Origin of the sequence: Yeosuana aromativorans, from assembly GCF_014646655.1 — a bacterium.
Taxonomy (GTDB): Bacteria; Bacteroidota; Bacteroidia; order Flavobacteriales; family Flavobacteriaceae; genus Yeosuana; species Yeosuana aromativorans.
The window spans coordinates 1-24,703 of the sequence record NZ_BMNR01000013.1; the positions used below are offsets into that span (position 1 = coordinate 1).

The window sequence follows — 24,703 nt, forward strand, 5'->3', positions numbered from 1 at the left end:
ATGACATCAATAACAGAGAACAGGTATACTGCCCGTTCCATGCGGTGCCTCCAAACGGTCTCGATCTCCTTGTACAATGACACATGGTACATCAAGCCATATTGTCCATATCTGGACAGGGCATTGTCTTCCCTGTACATGCAAGGTGCTTCCTTTAAGGTGCGTGTCAGGAAATTATCGCCAATATCTATCCTTTCCATAAGGTTGGATACCGTGCAATATATCACATGGACCTTACAGCGTTGACCCATCTTATCGTAGACTTCCTCCATAAGATCATCCAGGCCCTTATGGAGCGCTTTGTTGCCCACGATCAACAGGGTGTAGATCGCTTCCAGATGCACCTGTTTGCTTTTGGTGTGCAAGTAATGGATATGTTTGTTTTTGCTCGTGTCCATATCGATGACATATACCGAATGTAATGGGACCAGGTTCTTTAAAAGGTCCAAAAGTTCCTTTTGTAATGGGAATTTTGTTGGGTTCTCTATTGATCGTTTCATAATGGATAAACTAATAAAATTTACATTTGTCATACTATTATATGACAAATATACATAAAAATTCCATTTGTCAACTTTTAATATGACATAATTGTCATATAATAAACTGACATTTGCTAGATGACCAAGGAACAGTTAAAGAAAAAAATCGGAAGAAGAATCGTTGAGTTGAGAACCAAAAAGGGATTGAACCAATCCGATTTGGCCCGTGCCTGCGGTAAGGACAGGCAGGCCATTGAAAAAATTGAGAACGGTAAGGTCAACCCAACCATCTTTTCATTATACGAGATTTCAAATGCCTTGGATATATCATTGCAAAAACTTCTGGACTTTTAAGGTTAAATCTATTGAACATTAGATTTTTTTTGAATGTATTGTGTACAAAATTTCCTTTCAATACGCTCCCGTTGCCTTATGGGGAGCATATTGAAAGGAAACCATTTTTTAAGCCTTAAAAAAAACTGTTTTGTTTGTGCCATCATCAATGTGGAGCTCTTTCATTTCACAACCAGCCTTGATTTTAAACCTCAAATACATTCCTCCAATCTCTGCATGTCATCACTCACCTTTCGTTCGATTACCTTGGCGTAAATCTGTGTCGTCGTGATTTTTGAGTGACCCAATAACTTTGAAACGGTCTCAATGGGAACACCATTGCTCAAGGTTACAGTCGTTGCAAAGGTGTGGCGTGCAATGTGGAACGTCAGGTTCTTCTTAATCCTGCACACATCGGCTATCTCTTTTAAATAGGAATTCAGTTTTTGATTTGAAATGGTTGGGAACAATGTTTGTTTGTCTGTGCTGTTTGGGTGCACTTCATATTTTTTAATGATGTTTGATGCTTTGGACAGCAAGGGAATCTTGACAGGGACACTGGTCTTTTCACGTTTTGAATGGATCCATTGCTTTCCGTCCATGCCCATGCATAGGTTGCCAAGGGTCAGGTTCATGACATCCCCATAGGACAGTCCCGTATAGCAACTGAACACGAACAGATCCTTTATGAGCTGCAATCTGGGGATTGTAAACGATTTGTCCTCAATGCGCTGCAACTCCTCTTTTGTTAAAAATGTCCGTTCTTTTTTTTCGTATTTCGCTTCAAACTTAATGAAGGGGTCTCTGTCGAGCCATTCCATCCTATAAGCCAGGCTCACCATCTTTCGCAAGCGTTCTATATGCTTCATCACCGTATTGTTGCCCATCGATTTTTGGTGCCTTAAAAAACGCTCAAAGTCAATGATGAACTTATAGTTCAGTTCAGATAGGTACATGTTGGTCGTTCTGTGCTTTTCCTTTAGAAAGAGAAACAGGTACCTATGGGTTGTATAATAGTTTTTCTGTGTCCCCAAGCGCAAAGTGGATTTCATGTGGTCGTTATGGTAATTGATGATATCCGTTAACGAGTGCCGGCCGTCTTCATCTCCCAAGAAATGGGCCTTTATGAGATTGGAGGTGACCATCTTTTTTTCCCTTTTTAATTTTTGATAGGATTCAAAGAGTTGGGAATACACTTGCCTTAGGTAACTGTTGACACATTTGGTCTCGTCACTTAGCCCTTTTAGCCTGTTCTTGTTGGCGTCCCAATCCGCAATTGACAGTTTTCGTTTCAGGGATAGTTCTGATCGTTTGCCGTTTACAGTGATTCTGGCATAAAGGGGCGCTTTTCCATTTTTGGCACTGGCAAGTTTTAGCCAGAACAGGACACTGAAGGTGTTTGGTGTTTTCATAATCTTTTGTTTTAAAATTGAACATTAAAAACAAAAGTCAAATCAAGGGTCCGGTTACCTTTTTGTACATTTTAAACCAAGGTAACCGAATTGGTCACTTTTTTATTTAAAACAATTCAAATTAAATGATTGCCTTAAAACGACAAAAACTTGATAATCATTCGATTACCAAGTTTTTGTTACTATTTGATTTCTTAAAAAGTCGGGGTGGCAGGATTTTTTAAAAACCCATAACCCATTTATTTTCAATATTTTAAACACTTTTAATTTAGTATGATTCACCGAATTGCACACTAAAGTTTGTTAGAACTATTCAAAAACAAAATTTGTTCGCTTTTGGTTAGATAAAGATACATATTTTATAAATAAACATTTTCATTTTCTTCTATCAATTTTTTCCTTGGATTAGGGCAGTTTTTTTTTTGGCACTCGCATCAATTCTTACCAAAGGTTGTTGAAATTATTTCTCAATAGTAAATATAAATTTTGTGCCTTTTTTTAGTTTTGACTCTACTTTTATTGATCCACAACCTTTTTCCACTACTTTTTTTACAGTTGCCAAACCTATTCCGTTACCGGATTTGCCAAACCTATCTTTTTTAGCAATAACTTCAAAAATTTCAAAAATCTTTGCCTGGTTTTCTTCAGCTATGCCTGGCCCATTATCTTGCACATAAAATTCGTAATGGGTTTCTGATGACGCTACTCCAATTTCAATTTCAATAGTTTCCTTATCATTATACTTGATAGCATTAGTAACAAGGTTTATCAAAATCTGATTAATTGCGGTTCTATTTGTATGTATTTTATTAATTGAAGTTCGTAAATTAATTTTCAGTTCTGGTATTTTCGGAAAAAAAGCAGAGATGTTTTTTAATAAATCATTTAAATCTATCTCTGATTTGTCCTCTTTAAAAATATTCTCACACCTACTATATTTCAATAATCCATCAATTAGATTTCTTAAAACATCTGAAGATTCTTCAATTAAGGCAAGCATTTCTTTTCCCTCATCATCAATTTGAGAACCATACTCTTCAATAAACAAATTAGACAACCCACTGATACCAGCTAGGGGTGATTTAAGGTCATGAGCAGCTACAAATGCAAAACGATCTAACTCTTGATTTTTTTCTTCTAAACTTATTAAAGCTTTTTCAAGAGTTAATTTGGTTTTCCTTAAATTTAATATGTTCATCACCTGGTTTCCTAAAGCTTTCAAAGCCTGTATCTGACCATCACTCAATGTTTTTGGTTTATTATCAATTACACATAAAGTGCCCAAAGGATGATTATTGTCGCTAAGTAAGGAAACCCCAGCATAAAAAATTACAGTCGGATTATTCGTTACCAATGGATTATCATAAAAGCGCAAATCCTTTCTTGCATCCTGAACAATAAACACATTTTCTGGTTCATTTATAGCGTGAGCGCAAAAAGCATATTCTTTAGGAGTTTCTGAAACGTCTATGCCATGATGAGACTTAAACCATTGACGGGTATCATCAACTAAAGTAATTAAGGAGATTTTAGTGCCACATAGTTCTGCGGCAATAGCTGTTAGGTCATCATAATCAGATTCTGAAAGCGTATCTAGTATGGAATAAGACTCCAGATCCTTTAATCTCTCCCTTTCGTTTACATATTCTTTTGGCTTTTGCATTAATTCATTTTATTTACAAAATTGAAAAAACGTATTCATTCATTTTAAACTCGCAATGAGTCTTTCACTGTCTGTGGTTTTGTCAAAAAAATAATCAGCCCCTAATCGAAAGCATGTTTTTCTCAATTCATCATTAACTGAAAAAATGTAAACTTTGGTTTTATTTTTATTATTCTTAATTTTTTTCAACAAATCAATTCCGTTGCCATCGGGAAGGTTTAAATCTAAAATAATAATATCTGGGTTATTGAGGGAAAGTGAAATTGATGCTTTTTCAATACTAGTCTCCCAACTTAAAGACTTTATATTGTTTAATTCCAATATGCGCTTTTCAAGCCATTTGCCAATTTCGAAATCGTCTTCAATTAAAAGAACATTTATTTTACGTACCATTTGAGAGATTTTGCACATTTAATTATGAAAACGAATTTAGATGAAAGATTTAAAAATTTCAATAAGCAAAATGCCTAAAATATTAATAGATTTGCTTAGTAATTTACACTCATGCTTCAGCATAACCAATAAAAGTTCTAATTTTATCTAAGATATTTTATTATTGTAGATATTAACAGATCTCTATTTATAGGTTTTACTAAATAATCAAGACAACCTGCTTTCTTGGCTCTTTGCATTTCACTATCTATAACTTGAGCAGACTGCGCTATTATTGGAATATTTTTTCTAATTTCCTTTAGCTTGGCACTTACTTCCAAACCATTCATTTTTGGCATTATAAGATCCATTAGTACCAAATCGATAGATGCATTTGCCTTAAATATTTCCAAGGCCTCAATACCGTCTGCGGCATGAATTAATCTGCATTTCTCATTTAACAATACTGTTTTCAAATAAATATAATTAGACATATCATCTTCACAAATCAATATAGTTCTACCTTCTAAAGATTTTTCATTGCTAGGTTCTTTTGTAATCTCGTCCAAAGGTTTAATACTTAAATTAAATGCTTTTGGTAACCTAATGGAAAATTTAGACCCCTTTCCTATGTCTGATTCAACGAATAACTCTCCCCCTATACTATTTACTATTTTTTTTGAGACAGCAAGACCAAGCCCATTACCCTCATAATAATGGTCTGGATCCTTTTTAACTTGCCAAAAAGGTTTAAAAATTAAATCATGAAACTCTGGAGCAACTCCAATACCACTATCTTCAACAAAAATTTCTAGATTCTCATTTTTGAAAGACACCTTTAATTTTACAAATCCTTTAGATGTAAATTTATAAGCATTGTCAAGCAAGTTTTGAAGCGCCTGAAACAACTTTTCTTTGTCAGTGTGTATCATCTCCCTTTCAAGATCTAAATCTACTTGATATTGAAATTCGATTTCAGAATTCTTGAATTTCAGGCATTGTTCATTAATGAAACTTTCTAAATGATCTTTTAAATTAAATGACTCATTGTTTATTTTCAGTATTCCGGAATCGAGTTTTGAGATTTCTAATAAATCATTTATTGTTTTAATTAATCGATCACCACTTTTATGCATGACTTCAATTAATTCTTTTTTTTCCTGCTTTGAAAAATTATAACTGTCATCGGCAAAAAAATCAATAAAACCTAAAATTCCGTTTAATGGTGTTCTTATCTCATGATGCAAATTCTCTATGAAAGCAGATTTTAATTTATCTGATTCTTCAGCTTTTTCTTTAGCATCCAGAAGTTCTAGTTCCATTTTTTTTCGATCGGTAATATCATCAATGGTAGCAAGATAAACGGAATGACCATTTCGTTTTAATAAAGATGTTGAAATCAACATTGTTTTTTCTTCATTAGAGTCTTCAGTCTTTATAAAAACCCGTACTTCCTCTTTTAGGTAGTTTTTTCCTAGTGTTGTTTCATTGAAAATATTTGACATTTTACACATACTTTCATCTCCACAGGCAAAAGAGCCACAATCCGTTTTTAAACAGCATACTATGTCATTTATATTTTTTCCTACAATTTCAGAACTATTTGTTTTAAATTTTGTAGCAGCCTTTTTGTTTATTCTTAGGATATCCATGTTCTCATTAAAAAGAAAAATGGATGAAGGCGAATTATCAAAAATTAACTCTAATTCATTTTTGTTCCATTCCGCTTGTATTTTTGATTCGATCAATTGATTTTCATAGTTCTTACGAATAGAAATATCCCTAAATCCGGTAAGTATCATTTGTGTTTTTCCCAGTTGAATCAGTTTTGATGTTATTTCTATAGGAACTTGGGTAATGTTGCCATTGACATAGTTTGTCTCTAAACGGAATACACCATCAATTTGGTGTTTCAAACCAACCTGAACAGAATGAATTAAATCATCAGGAACTATATCCGCAATATTCATTTTTTCCAAAGTGTCTTTTGCCAATCCAAGGCACTCACAAGCTTTTTTATTTGCAGTTTTTATATTTCCATTTAAATCGTGCAAAAAATATGCTTCGGTCATTTCCTCGAAAAGAATACCAAACATTTTTTCACTACTTCCCACAGTAGCTTGAACTAAAAAACCTTCATCATTATTGATCATAATTTTCCTAAATACATCTTGACAAATATCAATTAAAAACAGAACCAATACCATAGGTATATTTCTTAATAATTAAAAAAAAAATCCTTAGTTACGTTTCAGAAGAATTAATTAAAGACTAGAAAAACAAAAGTGATACAAATGTTGTTTTAAAATATTGTTAATTTTAAATAGTATCCTCAAATATGGACAAACAAAATGCAAAATTGAATAATAGAAACTTAAACTTAATAAAATGCGAAGAGCGCAGTCTCTCACTTTGCGCTCTTCTAGAAAAGTTAAATTTGTAAATTGCTATTATAAACTTTTGTGCTACAAATATAGATTGAGGGTTTATACTTAACAATAAGCAAATTCCTTATTTTTTTTGATTTTTTTCTTAATTACGATTTGTTAATAATATCCAAGAACCTGAATTATAGATTTTTAACACAAATACAAATATGTAAATTTGACTATTCATCTAAGCTAATCAGTCCTGTTTTTAAAGCATACTTTGTTAATTCAGGTAATGAATATAATTCTAGTTTATCCATAATATTTTTCCGGTGTACATCAATCGTTTTTGAACTCAGAAATAATATTTCGCCTATGACCTTTGAGCTTTTTCCTTCTGCAATCAACTGTAAAATTTCTTTTTCGCGAGGAGTTAGAATCATTTCTTCATGTTGACCAGAAATAAATTCACTTAAAATAACATCAGATATGTTTTGAGCAATATACTTTTTATTAATTGACACAGTTTTAATTGCTTTAATTAATTCATCTGAATCACAGTCTTTTAATAAATAACCATACGCACCAGCTTTTAACATTCCTAAAACAAAGCGCTTACTAGAATGCATCGACAGAGCTATTACCTTTGTTTCAGGGTTTTCCTGCACTATTCTTTTAGTTGCTTCTACACCATTAAGACCTTCCATGGCAATGTCCATAATAACGATATTTGGTTTGAGTTGATTACACAATTTTATAGCCTCTCTTCCATCTTTTGCTTCGGCTATAACCTCCATTGTAGTGCTTCTTTCTATAACATTTCGAATACCATCCCGAAGAATCTGGTGATCATCGACCAGTAAAATTTTAATTTTCATAGCTACAATAATTTGTTTTCTTTTAAAGGTACCAAAATTTTCACTTCCGTACCTAAACCAAGAGTTGAGTTTATTATGAACGTTCCTTGTAGATTTTCTATTCTTTCTCTAACTGCAAACAGTCCAAACCCTGTATTTATTTGTATTTGTTTGTTTAATAGCGACTTATCAAATCCTTTTCCTTCGTCTTTAATTATAATTTGCAGCCCAAATTGGTATTTAGTGAAAAGTATAGTTATTTGAGTGGCACCAGAGTGTTTTATGGCATTGTTTATAATTTCCTGAACAGCACGGTAGATCAGTATCAATTTAGGTTCGGAAAGTTTGATTTCATTAAGTTCAGTTTTAAACTTAACTTTTATTTGATTTTGATTCTCAATTTTTTCTGCAAGCCAATATATAGCTTCTATTAATCCCAGTTCATATAAAACCGGTGGGCTTAAGTCATAGGTTATTTTTCTTGTATTTTCAAGTGCTTCAGAAATATGTTTTATTACTGTCCCAATTTCATTTTGTTTTTCATTTGTTTCCATTTCCTTCCATAGATCATTTAATTTCATTTTTGAAATTACGAGTGACTGGCTAAGGTGATCGTGAATATTTGCTGCTATTTCCTTTCTCTGTTTTTCTTCCACAAGCATCATTTCTGTTGTTAATTTTTGAAGGGATTTTTTATACTCATTCATTTTAATTTCAGTATTCTTTCTAGAAGTTACATCTAGCATAATTGAATCCCAAACAACACTTCCATCATCATGTTTTTTTGGAACCCCAATACCTTCAATCCATTTTACAGAGCCGTCTGGTAGATTATTTTTGTATTCAATTTTCCAAGGACTGAGATTTTCAAAAGAAACTTGAATTGATTTTTTTACGGATAAGATATGTTCGTCATCAATTTGGTTCCAAATTAGATTATTATTTTCCATCGCCTCTTCTGGAGTAATTCCCCAAATATCCTTTGATCCGTTATTTACATAAATTAATGCATCATTTCCATCAGGGAATAGTTTATACTGAATAATAGCTCCTGGTAAATTATTGTTGATACTTTCGAGCAATCCTTTTGACTCTCGCAATTCCTTTTCTGCTAATTTACGGGCGGTCACATTGCGAACAAATACCAAACCACCATTTTCACCATCAAAAAAAATAGGTTGCCCTTTTGTTTCTACCCAAATTTCATTTCCATCTTGCTGTATAAGTATTTGCTCAAAAGAATCATGCACCATTTTTCTTTTAATATTCAATTTTTTAATTCTTTCCAAAGCCATTTTATGAAAATCAGGATGAAAATAATCCAGAACTGGTTTCCCTAGTAATTCCTTTTCATTTTCAGCTCCAAAGAGTTCAATAGCTAGCTTGTTAAGGTAAACAAAACGTTTGTTTGTTTGTATAAAAATAGGATCAGGAGCTCCTTCCACAATGGTTCTAAATCTTTGTTCTGAAGTTTTTAATTCATATTCTGCTTCTTTTCTTGATGTGATGTCAAAACGAATCGCCAAATATTGAAAGGGCTTACCGTTTTTATCCAAAAAAGGTACAATAGTGGTATCTACCCAATAGTAAGACCCGTCTTTTGCTTTATTTTTTATTTCTCCTCGCCATACCTCACCAGAGGTTATCGTTTTCCATAAATTTTTAAAAAACTCCTTAGGATGATGTTTAGAATTAATTATTTCATGAGTTTTTCCTATAAGTTCCTCTCTATTATATTTTGAAATATTGCAAAAGTTATCATTTACAGAAGTAATAACTCCTTTTTCATCTGCAAAAGCTATTATTGCAGATTGATCTAGAGAAAACTTATAATCTTCTAATGCTTTTAAGCTCCTCTTCAATGCTAAAGCAGCAACCTTTTGTTCATTAATATCCTGAGTACTGCCATAAATACGGATGCACTTACCATTAGAAATTTCAGCATTCCCTATAACTCGCACCCACAAATCTTGTTTTTTGGTATTATTTATAACTGCTTCAAAATCAAAAGGCTCATGTGTAGAAATACATTTTTGAATGTTCAATTCTACTAATTTTTGAAAATCCTTTCGATAAAATTTTATATTGCTCTCTAAATTTGGCACATATGTTTCGGGGTCAGTTCCAAACAATTTGTGCACCTCTTTTGACCAAAAGACACTTTGGTTCAATAAATCCACTTCCCAACTGCCTATTTTAGCTAGCCTGCCGACCTGACTATTCAATTCCCTAAGTTTCTTTTCTTCTGTAATGTTCTTGGCAACCGCATAAACAATACCATGCTCTGGTACTGAAGCCGCTGTCCAGCTTAACCAAACTGTTTTACCTTCTTTTGTAACATAACGGTTTTCAAAATTGCGAAGATTTTCACCTTTGTATAATTTCAATTGTTTTTCACTCGTTATCAATTTATCCTTCTCGTGTATAAAAGATTTGATTGGGTTTGATAGCATTTCTTCTAAGGAATATCCTAGTAGTTCCAACCCTGTTGGGTTGATTCGTTTTAGATAACCATCAAAACCTGCCACACAAATCATATCGGGTGTAAAGTCAAAAATCTGGGCCAGTTCAACTTCTATTTTCTTTCGGCTGAGTTCACCACCAATCTTTGATTCTAATTTTTTAAAAAGACCTAAATTCAAATCTAAGATCGATTTATTTTTTTTTGTTGCCAACAAGAGTACACCAACGACCTCCCCTCTATGTTTTAAAGGTATGCCCATTATGGCTTGGATACCTGCTTTTTTTGCAGCTACTTTTCTTTTAAAGAAATGCCACTGCTCATCAACGTCACCCCAAATCTCTATTGTTTTATTTTTCCAGACATAGCCTGGCATCCCTTCTCCATAAAAGAGAGAATGCAAGTGCTTAGCCTTATTATAAAAATCATGTCCAGTAATGCCCGCAACGTAATTTGCTGCACGATTAATAGTTTTACCATCTATTTCGGGCAACCATACTTCAACGAAATCAAAATCTCCAAACTTAGTGATGTGCTCACAAAGATTTGTTAAACATGCTATTAAGTCATTTTCTATAGATTGATGGAATATATCGCTTATTTTATTAATAAGCTCATTTTCAAGTTCTCTGTTTTTTAGCTCTGTTACATCCCGCTCTATAGCAATCCAATGGGTGTACCAGCCTTTTTCATTAGCCACTGGGGTCACGGTGAAGTTGATCCAAAATTCCTCTCCGCTTTTTTTATAATTGATGGTAGTTATTTCATAGGGTTCCCATTTTCTAATGGCACGTCCTAATTTTAGCAGTTCTTCTTTGTTCGAATTAGGTCCCTGAAGTATACGGGGAGATTTACCAATGACCTCTTCAGCCTCATAACCCGTAATCTTTGTAAAAGCTTCATTTACATAAATAATTCTATTCCCAGGTTCGTCAAATGGTTCAGCTTCGGTAATTAAAACGGCATCATTCGTATTTGTAATAACACTTTCAAGTAGTTTTGACTTGTGTTCTTCCTCAATTTTATCGGTGATATCCCTCGAGTTGGATACAATACCATTTACCGCTGGATTATCCAGCATATTGGTTAGCACCGTTTCAATCCATCTCCATTCCTTTTTATGGTTTTGAAAACGAAAGGGTCTCAAATTTACTTTTTTTTCTGTGGTTATTTTTTGCAAACCTCCTAATGTCATTTCTACATCATCAGGATGGATAAACTCAAAAGCATTTCTTCCTATAAATTTTTCTGGTGCAATGCCTAGAACTCTGGTGCTTGTAGGACTTACATAACTATAGTTGCCTTCAGTGTCTAAGATTGCTACCAGGTCAGATCCTTCCTGTACCAAAGCTTTAAACCGTTGTTCACTTCGAAGATTTTTTACTTCCTTCTCAATTTTCTCCTTGGAATCTTTGGCCACAGCGTACCATAGTTTTGTGTTATCATTCCATCGTATAGACCATACATTATATGCGACATCGCCATTTTTTTTCTTGTATCGATTAGCGAAAGATTTAACTTCCTGTCCATTACGAACAGTTGCCATTATTTTCAAGGTTTTGGGCAAATCCTCTTCCAAAATCAAATCTTGGTAAGGTTTGCCTATTAACTCTCTAGGTGAATACCCCCAATGAGTAATGGCGCCATTGCTAACATTTACAAAATTATACTGCTGGTCAACAGTACAAAAAACATCTTGGGAAGTACTGATTAGTTGATTCAATTCATATTTTTTATTCACTATCGATGTGACATCTTTTGATTGGCAAGCAACAGCAAAAACTTTGCAATCATCTCCGGTTAAAGGTTCAAAGGAAACTTGACTATATTGAATTTTATTAGTTTTTTTATTGTAGAAATGTTCTTCAATTACAAAAAAGTCTCCGTTAAGAGCTCTTTTGTAATAAGCTTTCCATTTTTCCATACTATCCTTGCCAAAGTTTTTGACAAACGCAGAATCGTGCAGTTTCTTCTCCGTTCCAATCATTTCTTTCATGAAGCTTAGATATGTTTTATTTGCATAAACCAGTTGAAAGTTATGATCAATCATCCAAATAGGATCCTTGCTTTTATCTAAAAACATATTAGCCAACTGATATTTCTCCATGATAAGAATTACTTTTCTAACATCTAAGCTAATGAAAAAATTCCTTAACCAAATGGAATAGAAATCAAATACACCGATAGGTAAAACATCTTTAAGTCAAACCCTACCTTTGGACGCATAAAATGATGGTTCTGGAGATAAGTAGTAATATACATCTGTATGCATTACAAATATGGATACTCAAAACCTTAATGAAAATAAGTGTTACTTTCAATGACAAAAATCCAAAGATAATTGATTCAAATTGTGAGTATTAAAAGAATACGCTCAAAAAAACAACTTTAAATACAATGATTTTCGTTTTCACAATTCTTAAATATTAATTTATAAGTTTTGGAACACAGTTCTGATTGAAACTTCATAATATAGATATACCTTTTTAGGAAAGCCAATATGTAGAATTTTAAAAACATAAGTCTAAAACTTTATTTAGCGCCTAATTCTCCTTTATTGGTTGGTTGTAATTTACAATTATGGTGGGTTTTCCCGAGTAAAAGATAACAGATCATTTAAGGATCAAATATCTTAAAACAAAGCTCTATGCAAATGACATTGCGAATCTAAGGGAATAGCAAGAGGGCAATGCGCTAAAGCGGTGTTGCGTTATTTGAATTATTTATAAATAACTGAAATTCATTTTGTTATTAGAATGTAGATCATATTTGTTTGACGAAGAAAATACCATAATTATTTTAACACCCTTGGATACCCTTATAAACACTGGGTACATTAACATAATCGAAGAGTTTAGATACCGCGCTCGCTTTGGCAAGCTTGCTGCATTTTTAAACTTATGGATTATCCTTGCACAAAGCAACCTCTAAATCCATAACTTTAAAACGGTTGCTCTTACTCTCCTAAACATCTTTATTTATTTTGCGACCGTGGGGAGCAAACCAGAGTTTGCCAACATTGGCACACATCCTGAATTGATTAGGCTTCTCTGTTGCTCCTCCTTTTCTGTCAATAAAAGCTTTTCAATACTGTCATAGCTAGCCAACTGGGCATCCGGTAAAATGTTGTCCACCAGGTCCAGCACCGTGGCTATGTTCAAATCCTTTGAGAAATTGACAGAACTAGGACCTTATTTTACCAAAAGATTTATTAACAAATCGGATGCAGGAAGAAAGACAGTAATTAACAAAACAAGAATGAGTGACCTTTCTAATAATCCAAAGACATAACTTAGGGTAAAGGAATTGTATTTAATTGCTCTTGCTCTAGAAGCAGAGCCTTGTATGTTGTTTAAGGAAATATGTAAAGATTATAAACTTCAAAAACAGTAATTTCTTTTAGTAAATAAAATATAATTTTAAAAATGGAATCATTTAAAATGATTCCCTTTTTGTTTTAAATTGCTCTTCTAGTTTAATTGAACCAAACTTTTTAAAAAGATGAAGATTTAGACGGCAGATTTTTGGCGCAAATGCAATCTTCGGCTTTTTAAAATGATAGCCAAAGTGGCGATTGAACGTCAAGCAAGAGTTTTTTACCCATTTTTCCTGTAAAAAAAAGCCTGTTTATAGGGACTCCGAGAGGTTTTACTGCAAATTTTAGTAAATACTAAATATTATGACTTCTCAAAAAGCCGGTATTTAAAGGAGTTGGAGAATCGTAACATCGCAAAGCGTGTTACCCTCTTGCTATTCCCCCTTAGTTTTACAATCACGCTTATATAGAGAATTTTTTATGATAGTAAGTACTTGTAATAAGTAACTTTATATCGGGGAATACAAGAGATTTGAAATATATAATTTTATATATTTAAAATGATCCTCAAAAAGACTACAGAAAACTATGCTTTTTAAAATTTAATTCTAAAACTGAGGTTTGGAGTTAATCCAAGTGATTTATTATCAATTAGAATTGCTGAATTAGAATCGTTTGAATCTACCTTGAAATATCTATTGATACTATTCTTTCTATCCATGATATTTAAAACGCCTGCTCGCAATGATGCCTTTAAAGCTTGTGACATCTTAAAATTATAACTAAACGAAGCATCTAAACGCATAAAATCATCTAAGTTATCTCCATTTGGTGTCCCATAATTCACAACTGTTGTATTGCCACTTTGCATTGTTTCATTTCCTTCAACTGGCTTTGTATATGGCTTACCAGATCTCCAAATACCACCAATCGATATTTTTAAATTTTCTAAAATATCATAATTAAAGGCCATGGACACCGAGTGCCTAATATCAACATTGTTTGGAAAAACCGATGGCGTGAAGGTTTTAAATTCATAATCGTTAATACTATAGGTATAACTTAACCAAGTACTAAACCTGTTGGCTGTTTTGTTAATTAAAAATTCCACGCCTTTTGCCGTATAACTTCCAGATGCATTTTTGTATTGAAAGCTATTATAAAAGCCTTGATTGGAAGCAGTGATCCCTTTAACTAATTTATAAAACCCTTGAACATCCAAAACCAAATTATTATGGTGAAAGTCAAAACCAAATGAAGCTTGTTTGCTTATTGAAATAGGGATGTTTTGAGCATAGGGTTGATTACTTTCTGAATTGGGTTTATTTTGTTCATTTGCCAAAATCCAACGCCTATTTTCAACACCTAAAAAATCATCTTGAAAATCAACAATCTGAGTTGCTGATTGATTCTTGAACTCTCCTTGCAACTTCACTGCAACCTGGTTATTTAGTTTTTGCCTAAAATTCAATCTGGGTTCAATAATTGTTTTATTGAATTTCTGAAAATAATTAACCCTAACTCCAAGTCTAAAATATGTGGCATTGTTTTTAAATTCTGCCTCTGTAAAAAAAGCATGATTGAGCAAGACATCTTTTTTTGTACGTTCATAAGATGGTGCACTTACAGTTGTTCCGTTTAAAATACCAATTTCATCAAATTGATAGCCATTTAACAGGTTTAGATTATTATTAATTTTATAATTGGTCTTTAACTTTACGCTTGTTTCCAAAACCTCGTTGGTCTGAGTTAATTTCTGATCAGTTTCAATTCTATAATCAACAGCATCAACATTGTATTTTGAATAAAACGCACTGAGTTCTGTGTTAAAATCTGATGTCCATATACCGTTCCAGTTTACACCTGCCCCTATATTTTGTTGTTTCAACCTGCTGGTTTTAGATTCTTTTTTATTGGCATTATCAATATAGCTTTCCTTATAATCAAGGGAATTATTGATACCAATAACATTAGCCCTAAATTTATGCTTTTCATTAAGGTCAAATAATAATTTGGCAGTATAATCATGGAAAAAGAACTTTGAGGACCTGTTACTTTCACTTATATTGTCACCATCGGTTGTTAATTTACTGTCTTGAAAACTACGCTCAAAATATTTATCATATACCGGGGATTTATAAAAATCGGTAAAAGACCGCCTACCTGAAACATGTATTGCCCATTTTTTGCTTAATGGTATTTCAAAAAAAGCATCTCCACTAAGTAAATTAGCACCGATTCCCCCTGAAACCTCATTCCCTATTTTATCTTTTGTAAGCATGCTTATGGTACTTGACACACCATCGCTAAACTCACTGGACGTGCCATTTTTAGTCACAATGACCTTAGTAGTTAAATTAGGGTTATAAGCAGAAATGAGCCCAAAAAAATGGCCTGCATGGTACATTTTAATACCATCCCAAAGAATCAGGTTTTGGTCATTTGTTCCTCCTCTAACATTAATATTTGCAATGCTCTCATTTACACTTTCTATACCGGGCAATGCTTGAATGGACTGTAAAATATCTGGGTCGGTAAGTCCTGGTAAAATACCAAATTTTTCGGTATTCAAAACGGTACTCCCATCAATGAGCTTTTGCAAACCTGTTGTTAAAAACTTAGAAATCAACACCTCATTGAGCGCTTCGTTCTTTTCGCTTAAAACAATTGTTTTACAGCCATTACCTTCCCATAATTCTTTAGCTGCAAATGCTTGAGTCTCATAGCCTAAAAATGAGATGACAATAGTTTCGTTTAAGGCAACATTATCAAGCTGAAAACCACCTTCTTCATTGGTAACGGTTCCTTTTGTTGAATTATTGATTACTACCGAAGCACCAAATAATGGTGCATTATCAGTACTTGAAACCAGTCTGCCACAAATTGAAATTGTTTTATCCAGTTGAGAGATAGTAATATAACGTTCGTTAAGGAATTTAAAATTTAATAATGTATTGGCATTAAGATCCTCAATAATTTGGTTAAGGGTTTCCGTTTTATTAGGCTTGTTAACCACAATACCTTTAACCTCATTGACCGAATATGAAAATTTCACTTCAAAACGTGCTTCCAAAGCTGGTATAACATCAATTAACGATTCTTTTTCTTGAGCTTGAAAAGTAAAACAATAACAAAAGAAAAATAAAGTGAAAAAATAATTAGTGCGTAGCATAGTTATATAATTCAACTTTTTTACCATTTATTTTATAACTCAGTTTTAAAGGAATGGTTACAGATTGTAATGCTATGTTTATATTATTGTGCGTAAAACTTCCAGAAAACCTGACGGATGTATCAATATTTTTGGCATCAACAGCAACATCATATTGTATTTCCAATTCGTTGATAATTTGCCATAATGGGACATCATCAAAAGTTGATTCCTTTGTCAGCCACGACGGGTTTTCTGCTTTAAAATCTTTTACGGGGCTTATCTTACCATTTATAACCCTAAACGTTTTACCTGGCTTTAATATGGTTCTATCACTTCCATGGGTAACTCTTACCGAACCTTCATAGCATTGTACCTCAAAATAATTAGCACGTTCTTTCACATTAAAATGCGTGCCCAAAACCTGAATGGTTCCTGCACTTGTCTTTACTGTAAATTTTTTGCCCTTGGTTACTTTAAAAAAGGCCTCTCCATCTAGATCAAGCATTCGTTCCTTTTTCCAAAGCTTTTTGTTATAGGTCAATTTTGATTGTGCATTTAAAACAACCTCAGAGTTGTCAGGAAGGTTAAAAATTTCTGTTTGTGCTATTTCTGTTGAATAAGACTTTACATTATTAAAGAACACAAAATATGAAGATGTCAGCATTACTACCAAAATAGCAGCAACTTTCATAATTGTTTTAAAATTTAAAGGAATGATTTTGGGTTCATGTTTAACTAACTTTTTAGCATTAAAATCTGCCAAGGCTTTTTGTGAATCTACTTTAGGCACATCGATTTGCTTAGTATAAAACCCAACTTTTTCAAATACAGAAAAATCTTCATTTGGATATCGTTCCTTAATCTCCTCAGTAGATAGTTCACCCTCAAACCATTTTAATATGTCATGTTCTTTATTCATTAATATAATGCTATGTTTTATTAAGACACCAAACTATTTGTTTTCCCTACGGCAAAAAGTTAAATTTTAAGTTCTTCTACTTTTTCGCGCAATATTTTTAATGCAGCCGACATTCTTTTTTCCACTGTTTTTTGTGAAATATCCAATAATTCTGCAATCTCCCGGTATTTTTTATCTTCCATTCTATTCAATAAAAACACCTCACGTTGCTCTTCTTTCAAATCAGAAATAGCCAAAAGCAATTTCTTTTTAAACTCGTCTTCTTCCATTAAATATTCGGGGCTTAGGTCTGTTTTATCCATGTAAGGGACATCTTTGGCATAGTTCATAACTACCTTTTCATGCCGCACAGCATTTAAAAACATATTGTTAACAGTAGTGAACAAATAGGTTTTCGCTTTGGCTAAGTCAATCTTTGAACAGTTCTCCCAAATCTTGACAAAAGCATCCTGGACAAAATCCAAAGAAACCGCTTTGTCTCCACACTTGTAAAATGCAAAATTATTGGCAGCTTGAATATGTTCTAAATAAAACGAGTTAAAATAAGATTCTTCACAAAGTTTATGCTTTGGGCTATCCATAAGTGTTTTATAAAGTAGATTTGCACAAAAATATAAAATAAAAACATAAATATTTTGTTCTGAAAATCAGATTATTACAATTAATAACGCAAAAAAAATCAAAAAACCATAGGGTAAATTTAATGTTAAGGGTCTTAAATACAGAAAGCGAAAAAAAATCGCTATGAAAAAGAATTAATAAACCCAAAAAATTATTATCATGAAAAATTTAAAATGTATTACCGCAATCTTATTAATGTCATTTATAGGATTAACCTCTTGTCAAAATGAATTGGACACAGAAAACGGACAAAACCCAAACACCAACAATGCCGATTCTCAAACGGCTAGCAATCTAGAGCGCACATCAATGTATGATGGCAGCTTTGACGACTTTTTAGATGGCATGTCCTGTTCCTCTATTTTGTTCCCCGTTACCGCAACGGTTAACGGAACAAAGGTAACCTTATTGAGCCAAGCAGATTACAGTTCGGTTTTAAACCTTCTTGCCCAGTTTAACAATGATGAAATTGTTTTTCAGTTCCCATTGACAGTAAGGTTAAGCAACTATACAGAAGTAGAAGTTGCAAATCAAGCAGAATATGATGCTTTGGCCAATGCTTGTTCAGAAGCTGAGAACGCAGGAGAAGCTGCCATTCATTGTTTGGATATAGATTTTCCTATCACAATTTTAACCTATAACTTGAACTTAGATCAAACAGGAAGTGTAGTAATTGGGTCAAATGAAGAATTATATACTTTTATGAAGGACTTTGGCAATGATGAATTATTTTCTGTAAACTACCCAATAACAGCCACTTTAAACGGCGAAAACAATTCAGTAGTTGAAATAACCAGTGATATGGATTTACAGTCCAGGATTACAGAGTGCTTATCTAATGACGCTGCCATGGATGATGCCAAAGATAATGCCGATGCTTTGGGAACCATTCTGGTTGATGGCACATTTAAAGTAAAATCATTTGTTTCTGCCGGTGTTGATACTGCCAGTGATTATGCAAATTATACCATAGATTTTGCAAACAATTTAACATGCACGGCACATAATACCATAAACACAACCATCAATGATGTAGAAGGAACTTATGAATTGTCATCAGAACTTGACGTGTTTTTAAAATTGACCTTTTCTGGAAATTCATCTTTTGAGTTATTGAACGACACCTGGAAAGTAACCAGCTATTCAGAAAATTCAATTTCTCTACAAAGCACAACAAATGCTGCTATCACTTTAGTTTTAAACCAAATTTAAAAACTAAATAAGCATTTGCTACCTATGTTAGGGCAAAGCAGCTGTCAATTTTTTGGCAGCTGTTTTAAAAATATAAAAACAATGAAATGCCCAAGAACAAATTTTTCAAACAAAACTATATATAAAGAGGGCATACCACCCGACCATTGAAAAAATAAATTTAAACAGATGAAACATAAAATATTAATATTCTTCCTATTGGTCATTTTTCAGGCTTGTACAAAAGACAACTCTATAAATGGAAATTCTGGAGACAACAATAATTCCATTAACATTATTGCCAACAAACAAGCTACAGGTAGTTCCTCAAACGATCTTCTATCTGACAAAAAATTTAAAAGCATGGTTGTAGAATCGGTATATGTAGAAGGATTTGAACCTACAGCTGCCTCCATTAATAACTTTAAATCTTTTTTGGAAGCAAGAACCAATAAACCAAAAGGCATTACCATAGAAAAAAGAGCTATTCCTTCCCCAGGGAAGACAGTATACTCCATTGAAGACATTAGCACTATTGAAGATGCTAACAGAACCTATTATAATACAGATGACCAGATTGCCGTTTGGGCATTTTTTACTGACGGAAAATCGGATAAAGACATTGATAATACAATGGTTTTAGGAACGGCCTACAGAAATACGTCATTTGTTGTTTTTGAGGAAACTGTTCAAAATTCGAGCAACAGCCCATTCGAGCCCAATAGATCCTTGCTAGAGACCACTGTGATCACACATGAATTTGGACACATACTCGGCCTTACAAATTTAGGAGCTCCCTTACAAAGTGCACATGAAGACACAGAACACCCAAAGCACTGTAATGACCAAAACTGCTTAATGTACTGGGCCGTAGAGTCTTCTGCCGGTATTGCCAACTTGGTCAATATGAGTTCTGCACCCCAATTAGATTCACAATGTATTGCCGATTTACAGGCTAATGGCGGCAAATAAAAATTGCATAAATCAATAATTAACTAAAATTCCATTAAGATGAAAACTAAAATTTTAACATTTTTAATAATATTTTGTGTTTTTTTCTCATTAAACGCACAGGACATCAACAAATCAAACACAGGTCTTAAATTTGGATATAATTTGTCCTCTGTCAGTTTTGATGGTAGTACAGAAACTGGAAAAAGACAAGGATTTCATATAGGTTTTTATGGCGAATCCTTTTTAACTGAAGCTACTGCTCTACAAATTGAACTATTATATTCGCAACAAGGCTATGTGTTGAAAGATAATAGTGGAACGTTTACACAAAAATTAGACTATATAAACCTGCCATTATTATTAAAAGTATATCCTTCTGAAATTTTATTTTTAGAAGCTGGACCTCAAATTGGTTTAGCCATTTCACATAAAGAAAAATTTGACAGTAATTTTAGTCTTTTTGACACTTCCCAAAAATTTGATCCTAAAAATTTTGATTGGGGCGTCAATTTTGGGGGAGGCTTTAAAACAAGCTCAGGTGTTAGCTTAAGTGTTCGTTATCATTTAGGATTAGGAAGCGTTTATGACGAAGGCAGCCCAAAAAACAGGGTTTGGCAATTCTCATTAGGTTTCGATTTATAAGACGAAAAAGGATAGCCTAAAATTGCGTTCTGATAGACCCGCTTATTCCCACAACTTGTTTACAAGTCATTGTTTTGATTTATAATCAAAAATCGATAGGGTAAAAAACTTTTGAGGTGTCTTATTATTGAAAGCCATTCAGTGCAAATTATTAATAACCTAAAAATTAAAGTCATGAAATTATTTAAAACATTAACGCTTATCATAGCATTAAGTTATTCATTTTTAACACAAGCCCAGAAATCTGAGTTGTCATCTGAGGCATCTCATAAAACAACAATTGATAAAAAAACATACTATCAAAAACGTGCCATGGAAGATGCCAAATATGAACAACAATTCAGTGCTAAAACTAAAGCTGAAGAAGAAACATTTTGGAAAGAACAAAAAAACTATGAAAATAATTTAAAAAAGAAAGATAGGAAAGCTTATAAGGCCTATATGAAAGGTAAGGAGGATGCTTACGCTAGTCATTATGAGCATTGCAACAACCAATGCCATCACAGTGATTACTATTATCACCAAACCTCATTTTATTATTATGGTTATGACAGATATTATTATGAAAGATATCCGCAAAGAAATACAATTAGTACGAGTGTACAGGTCCGTACCCCTAGTGTACGGTTAGGTTTGTTTTAGTTAATGCCATTTTGGTTTAAAGAGCTTCCATAATGGAAGCTCTTTTCTGTTAAAAAAAACAATCAAGAAGGTATTGATATCTTTTTTATCTAAACCCAATTGAAATATAAACACTTCGCACCAAATCCTGTACACTATTAAAATCTAAATAACCCCTTGCAAAATTTATTCATGGATTTAGAGTTCCAATTGTATTAACTCACAAGAATCAGTATTTATTCTTTACTCAAAAAATTATCGATTTGGTTTATTTCTCGAAATTGTTGTTTTTTCGTTTTAAATCTAATCAACAGGTTTTGTATATCCTCGCTTATTTTGCTCTCCACTACCCTTGCGTAGATCTGGGTAGTTGAAAGTTTGGTGTGTCCCAACAGTTTTGATACGGTTTCAATGGGTACGCCATTTGATAGCATGACGGTTGTGGCAAAGGTATGCCGTGCCACGTGAAAGGTAATGTTCTTATGTATCCCAATTGCCGTTGCTATTTCCTTTAGGTAACTGTTTGTTTTCTGGTTTGAACTTAATGGCAATAACGGTTTGCATGTTCTGTTTTCTGAATCTTCTTTATACTTTTTGATGATCTTCATAGCCTGTGGCAAGATGGGGACTTTGACCGTTTCATTGGTCTTTTCCCTTTTGGTGAATATCCAATGGTTATTGTCAATCCCTTTGGCAATTTGGTTGCTTGTAAGCTCCCTGACATCTATATAGGACAGTCCTGTATAACATGAGAACAGAAAACAATCCTTTACCCTTTCCAAACGGTCATTATTGAAACTGGTGTTCTCTATGAGCTGCAGCTCTCTTTCTGTTAGGTATTGTCTATCGTACTTTTCAAACTTTAGCTGGAATTGGTGAAATGGGTTCTTTGTTATCCATTCCAGTTTAATGGCAAGGTTTATGGTTTTCTTAAAGCGTTCCAAATGTTTCATGACTCCATTGTTGCTCAGTACCAATTGCTTTTTGCTGTTCCTATAGTTTCTCAGGTACTGTTCAAAGTCAATGATAAAGCGATAGTTCAACTGCTTTAAATAGATATCATTTGTTTTCTGTTTTTGTTTTAGAAATTTATGCAGATACCTTTCCGTGGTATAATAGTTTTTCATGGTACCGGGTTTTAACACATTCACCATATTGGTATTATGATAGTCCAATAGCTCATTGAGTGTTTTTTGGGTGCTGTCCTCGCCCAGGTAACGGGATTTTATCGCTTGGGATGAAACGACCTCGTCCTCTTCCAGCAACTGTTTATGGCAGTCCAGTAGCCTGCTGTACTCTTGGTCAAGGTATCTGTTCAAGGTCTGCATGGGATACGAGCTGCCCCGACCCCTGTTCTTGGAGGAATCCCACTCCTTTTGCTGGACATTGCGCTTTAGGCTGATCTCGGAACGTTTGCCATTGACCGTGATACGCGCATAAATGGATAGTTCCTGTTGTTTGCTTCGGGATTTCCTTGTGAAGAGAACCACCGAAAAGGTTTTGTTTGTTTGCATTTTAAGAATCTTTCGTTAATCAAATTATTTGCAAAAACAAAAGTCAAATCGTTCTTAAATGTTCCTTAAAACTACAACAATTCCAGTAAAAAAGTGTTCACCGATTTGCACACCTTTTATATGGTTTTAATTATTCTCAAATAAAACCATTAAAAACAAAAAACACTGGTAATCATACGATTAACAGTGTTTTGTATCAACCTATTACTAGGTTCGTCGGGGTGGCAGGAAGCTACTTACCTACCCTAATTCGTTATATATCAATCATTTATAAATATTAAAAACAAGCTGCTAGCCGATTTGTTGACGGGGTTATAAATGACCTCAAAATAAATTGCTTTACCTACTGGTTTTGTAAAGATATATATTATTTAAAGCCAAAGCAAAACAAATTGCAACCCAATTCATGAATGCTCACTTGAACATGCATTTCACAACTTTTCAAATCGCTTATTAGGGCGGATTCGATTTAGTAATAAGACTTATGCTTGATCTAAATGTTCTTGATTCATTTTATGTCAGAAATGAACTGTGATCTAGCTTTCCCATCTATTTTTAAACCTCTACTGGAACAGTACTTTTTTAATTTATCTAAATCGACAATAAAGTCATTTACGGTAAAGCCATTTGAAATCAAACTTTGCTTAGTATTTAAGTATGATTTGTGCCAGTCTTCCCATGAGTCATGCATGGCATCTCTATCGTCAATGATCTTTAAGAGTTTTTTCCAATCTTTTTTGCGATAATATCCTAAATTAATTTCCATAATAAATTTTATATTACTTTTCAGTTTAAAAGGTTCTGAATACCGTCTGATCACTTTGCCTTTTTTTTAAATAATTATGATAAATTATATAGCCTAATTTCAGGAAGGGTCACCTAATTTAGCAAATACAAACCGAATAGAAAATCCGAGGGGATTTTCGTAAGCAAGTTTACACTAGCAATTAATTTTATACGTTGTTGTCCATGGTTATTTTCACCTTTAGTAATAAATTTGGGTAAATGATATCGTTTTTAAAATAGCACATAAACCACGCTGAATTATAGCCGGTGTTGGCTGTAGTTTTTTATAACAGACTTTATTTAAGAGTATAAAAAGTTTTTTTTTCATAATGTGTATCCATAGAGGTAGAGTTGTTATTATTAATTAATACTAAGTACTTATCATCTTCAACGTCTATGATATAAGATTCATTTAGATTGTATTCACTAAAAGCATTTGTATTTACAACACTTCCATTTCCATACAAATGTAAGTACAGATTATTTGGATAATCAATATCTAAAACAGGAAATTCAACAAAACTCCAATACTCAGTATATTTATCATTATGAGAATTAATTTCAATTACATTACAGCCTTCTGTTTTGTTACCTGTGTGTAATTTTCTCTTATATTCTTTATTACTTGTAAAGATGAATGTATCGTTATAATTACATTTTGTAGAGTCAGGAAATTTGAGAGAAGTAAGTTCATAATTTGTATACCACTCTGTTTTATAAACCTTGAGAACTTTATCTGTAAATTTTAGAAAGGACTCTTTTTTAGATTCAACGATTGAAAATAAGACTATAATTTTATTTATATATATGCGTGAATTATAGAGTATATTATTATTTCCCATAGGATTCATTATTTCTTTGGTATTGTTTTTTATCGTTTATTTTTAGAAGTCTATAGTTTTATATTCAGCATTCTTATTTTTAATTACAGCCAACGTGTTTGTGTAAGGAACGTTGCGGTTTTGTGTGCGAGGATTTTCCGAAGGAAAATCAGAAGCAAGCAAAAAAGCAACGACCAAACGGTTGAACTAAAATA

At 33.1% G+C, this 24,703-nt stretch carries 18 protein-coding genes; 5 read left to right on the forward strand and 13 right to left on the reverse strand.

Annotated features, from left to right (window positions below; all coding sequences use genetic code 11):
• Positions 1–500: hypothetical protein (locus tag IEW94_RS16470; RefSeq protein ID WP_188655127.1), on the reverse strand; the 500-nt coding region annotated here is incomplete at its 3' end.
• Positions 501–620: 120 nt separating this feature from the next.
• On the opposite strand from IEW94_RS16470, the gene IEW94_RS16475 reads away from it, so the two are divergent.
• Positions 621–836 (forward strand): helix-turn-helix domain-containing protein, encoded by a 216-nt coding sequence (locus tag IEW94_RS16475; protein WP_188655129.1) that lies wholly within the window; start codon positions 621–623, stop codon positions 834–836.
• 191 nt (positions 837–1,027) lie between these two features.
• Here the strand turns inward: IEW94_RS16475 and IEW94_RS16480 are convergent, their stop codons facing one another.
• The 9 genes from IEW94_RS16480 to IEW94_RS16520 form a co-directional block, all read right to left on the reverse strand.
• Positions 1,028–2,227 (reverse strand): site-specific integrase, encoded by a 1,200-nt coding sequence (locus IEW94_RS16480; RefSeq protein WP_188655131.1) that lies wholly within the window; start codon positions 2,225–2,227, stop codon positions 1,028–1,030.
• Between the two features lie 460 nt (positions 2,228–2,687).
• Entirely contained in the window at positions 2,688–3,890 is a 1,203-nt protein-coding gene (locus tag IEW94_RS16485) for a GAF domain-containing sensor histidine kinase (protein WP_188655140.1), read from the reverse strand.
• A 39-nt stretch (positions 3,891–3,929) separates the two neighbouring features.
• Positions 3,930–4,283, reverse strand: a complete 354-nt coding sequence (locus tag IEW94_RS16490; RefSeq protein ID WP_188655142.1) for a response regulator — start codon at positions 4,281–4,283, stop codon at positions 3,930–3,932.
• Positions 4,284–4,426: 143 nt separating this feature from the next.
• A complete protein-coding gene (locus tag IEW94_RS16495) occupies positions 4,427–6,469 on the reverse strand; it encodes a PAS domain-containing hybrid sensor histidine kinase/response regulator (RefSeq protein ID WP_188655144.1) in 2,043 nt (680 codons plus the stop codon).
• A gap of 401 nt (positions 6,470–6,870) precedes the next feature.
• Positions 6,871–7,509, reverse strand: coding sequence for a response regulator (locus IEW94_RS16500; protein ID WP_188655146.1), 639 nt, complete (start codon positions 7,507–7,509; stop codon positions 6,871–6,873).
• Between the two features lie 2 nt (positions 7,510–7,511).
• Positions 7,512–12,056 carry a PAS domain S-box protein gene (locus IEW94_RS16505; RefSeq protein WP_188655148.1) on the reverse strand — a complete coding sequence of 1,515 codons (4,545 nt, stop codon included), beginning with the start codon at positions 12,054–12,056 and terminating at the stop codon, positions 7,512–7,514.
• A 1,804-nt stretch (positions 12,057–13,860) separates the two neighbouring features.
• On the reverse strand, positions 13,861–16,437 hold the full coding sequence (locus tag IEW94_RS16510) for a TonB-dependent receptor (protein ID WP_229669562.1): 2,577 nt from the start codon (positions 16,435–16,437) through the stop codon (positions 13,861–13,863).
• A complete protein-coding gene (locus tag IEW94_RS16515) occupies positions 16,424–17,338 on the reverse strand; it encodes a FecR family protein (protein ID WP_188655152.1) in 915 nt (304 codons plus the stop codon). The genes IEW94_RS16510 and IEW94_RS16515 overlap by 14 nt, the downstream gene beginning before the upstream one ends.
• 59 nt (positions 17,339–17,397) lie before the next feature.
• On the reverse strand, positions 17,398–17,919 hold the full coding sequence (locus tag IEW94_RS16520; protein ID WP_188655154.1) for an RNA polymerase sigma factor: 522 nt from the start codon (positions 17,917–17,919) through the stop codon (positions 17,398–17,400).
• Between the two features lie 199 nt (positions 17,920–18,118).
• Between IEW94_RS16520 and IEW94_RS16525 the strand changes: the two genes are divergently transcribed.
• From IEW94_RS16525 to IEW94_RS16540, 4 genes are all read left to right on the forward strand, one after another.
• Positions 18,119–19,171, forward strand: a complete 1,053-nt coding sequence (locus IEW94_RS16525; protein WP_188655156.1) for a hypothetical protein — start codon at positions 18,119–18,121, stop codon at positions 19,169–19,171.
• 168 nt (positions 19,172–19,339) lie between these two features.
• Positions 19,340–20,122: a zinc metalloprotease gene (locus IEW94_RS16530; protein ID WP_188655158.1), complete on the forward strand. Its 783-nt coding sequence runs from the start codon at positions 19,340–19,342 to the stop codon at positions 20,120–20,122.
• Between the two features lie 39 nt (positions 20,123–20,161).
• On the forward strand, positions 20,162–20,746 hold the full coding sequence (locus IEW94_RS16535; RefSeq protein WP_188655160.1) for a porin family protein: 585 nt from the start codon (positions 20,162–20,164) through the stop codon (positions 20,744–20,746).
• A gap of 174 nt (positions 20,747–20,920) precedes the next feature.
• Positions 20,921–21,388 (forward strand): hypothetical protein, encoded by a 468-nt coding sequence (locus IEW94_RS16540; protein ID WP_188655162.1) that lies wholly within the window; start codon positions 20,921–20,923, stop codon positions 21,386–21,388.
• Between the two features lie 215 nt (positions 21,389–21,603).
• Here the strand turns inward: IEW94_RS16540 and IEW94_RS16545 are convergent, their stop codons facing one another.
• From IEW94_RS16545 to IEW94_RS16555, 3 genes are all read right to left on the reverse strand, one after another.
• Entirely contained in the window at positions 21,604–22,881 is a 1,278-nt protein-coding gene (locus IEW94_RS16545; RefSeq protein ID WP_188655164.1) for a site-specific integrase, read from the reverse strand.
• Positions 22,882–23,389: 508 nt separating this feature from the next.
• The gene (locus IEW94_RS16550; protein WP_188655166.1) at positions 23,390–23,701 is read right to left on the reverse strand and encodes a hypothetical protein; all 312 of its coding nucleotides are present in this window, start codon (positions 23,699–23,701) and stop codon (positions 23,390–23,392) included.
• Between the two features lie 262 nt (positions 23,702–23,963).
• Positions 23,964–24,509 (reverse strand): hypothetical protein, encoded by a 546-nt coding sequence (locus IEW94_RS16555; protein WP_188655168.1) that lies wholly within the window; start codon positions 24,507–24,509, stop codon positions 23,964–23,966.
• Positions 24,510–24,703: the final 194 nt, after the last annotated feature.